We start from the raw sequence: 1,523 nt of genomic DNA, 5'->3' as shown, positions 1-1,523 counted from the left end.
GTTCAGAATCATATCCCAGGATGCCGGTCTTGAAGCAGTGGTTTGCTGTTTTGATGTTGCCATAGCCATGATCAACACCGATGATCAGTTGGTCATTCAGTCTTTTCATTTTCGTTCCTCCTGAGGTGTTGTTCATGATGGATTGATAGAGCCTTTGGTTTGCAGGCAGCACTGCTTCCCGGAAATACCTGCAATTGATGCGGGTGAGGGATAACTGCTGTGGGCAAGGCATTTCCAACAGCAGGCAGATTCCTTCGTCCCAGTTGCAACAGTTGGGCATCATTTTCTGTACCCGCTCATACTGGGATGGCGTGAGAATTAAGGGCATACGCCTTCCTCCTTTCATAGGTGATGGTCAAGACAGTCAGCTGTTCACAGAATTTTTATTGCATTTTGATTTCTTGTTTGGTATAATTATCGAACAAGTGTTCTGTAAGCAGATGTAACTGTCCCTCTACCTATGGGAGAAATAAGCATCCCAAAGCGGAACCTTTTTGAAAAATATTTTGAAAAATTTCTGCCTTGCACATTTCTCAGGCTATTTGAAGTGGATTTAAGGATTTCCCTGTTTTGGGCATAAAAAAAGCAGGATCCGAAGATCCTGCTTCTATTCGACAAATTAGGATTAGGGTTAACATTTTACTCGTCTCTTACAAACTCTAAAATATCTCCAGGCTGACAATCTAAAACATCGCAAATTGCTTCCAAAGTAGAGAATCGTATCGCACTCACTCGTCCGTTCTTTAATTTTGACAGGTTGACATTGGCTACACCAACTTTTTCAGACAGCTCATTGAGGGACATTTTTCTATCGGCCATTACTCGGTCTAAACGTAATATAATAGGCATCGTATCCCTCCTTACAATGTTTCATCGGATTCCTGCTGGAGCTGTTGACCGTATTCGAAAATCTGGGACAGGAAGATGACTACGCAGAACATCAACACAAAACCGAAATCCATAGTGAATACATACTCCACCGACTCAATGGCGGCAGAAGAGAAGATTGCATCCATATCCAAAGAATTTACCAACAGAACTCGCCCAACTATACCAAGAAGCTGGATCAGTCCACCGCCAACCAAGATAATCCATGCGAGTTTACGCAAACTGGCAGGCACTTCCTTATCGAAGGGGTGTCCAAGCTTTACTGGCGCCAAAACGTTTCGCAAAGCACCAAGTGCATATCGGATTACAATGCAGCCAAGACATCCTGTGATCAGAATAATATCGATGCGGTTCAGAACTGAACCGGTAACCATGCCGTATTCTCCAGCCAAGTGAAGCTTCACAAAATCCAAATCGAGAGAAACGGAACTCATTACCAGCTTCTCCTTAAAAATCTTCATCAGCACCACTAAAATCGCAAACACGATGGCAAATGCTTTCATGAAACCCTCCGCAATTTTGAAAATGGTATCCAGATTATTGGCGGTGGTGATCATCTTCTTGCAGTTCATAATGAATCCTCCTGTTTCGTTAATTATTTAATGATTATCGTTAAATGAATAATATCACAATGT

At 42.4% G+C, this 1,523-nt stretch carries 4 protein-coding genes; 1 reads left to right on the top strand and 3 read right to left on the bottom strand.

The window, feature by feature from the left end:
* A partial coding sequence (locus UIB65_RS08825; RefSeq protein WP_330041012.1) for a cysteine-rich VLP protein occupies positions 1-328 on the bottom strand: 328 nt, incomplete at its 3' end.
* On the opposite strand from UIB65_RS08825, the gene UIB65_RS08820 reads away from it, so the two are divergent.
* Complete coding sequence (locus tag UIB65_RS08820; RefSeq protein WP_330041010.1) at positions 312-446, top strand: hypothetical protein; 135 nt, start codon at positions 312-314, stop codon at positions 444-446. The genes UIB65_RS08825 and UIB65_RS08820 overlap by 17 nt on opposite strands.
* 193 nt (positions 447-639) lie before the next feature.
* Here UIB65_RS08820 and UIB65_RS08815 read toward each other — a convergent pair whose 3' ends face one another.
* A complete protein-coding gene (locus UIB65_RS08815) occupies positions 640-849 on the bottom strand; it encodes a helix-turn-helix transcriptional regulator (RefSeq protein ID WP_330041008.1) in 210 nt (69 codons plus the stop codon).
* A gap of 11 nt (positions 850-860) precedes the next feature.
* A complete protein-coding gene (locus UIB65_RS08810) occupies positions 861-1,460 on the bottom strand; it encodes a DUF2975 domain-containing protein (protein ID WP_330041006.1) in 600 nt (199 codons plus the stop codon).
* Between the last annotated feature and the right edge of the window lie 63 nt (positions 1,461-1,523).

It is taken from the genome of Methanobrevibacter sp. (assembly GCF_036307625.1).
Lineage (GTDB): Archaea > Methanobacteriota > Methanobacteria > Methanobacteriales > Methanobacteriaceae > Methanocatella.
This window is presented reverse-complemented; position numbering and strand designations above follow the sequence as displayed.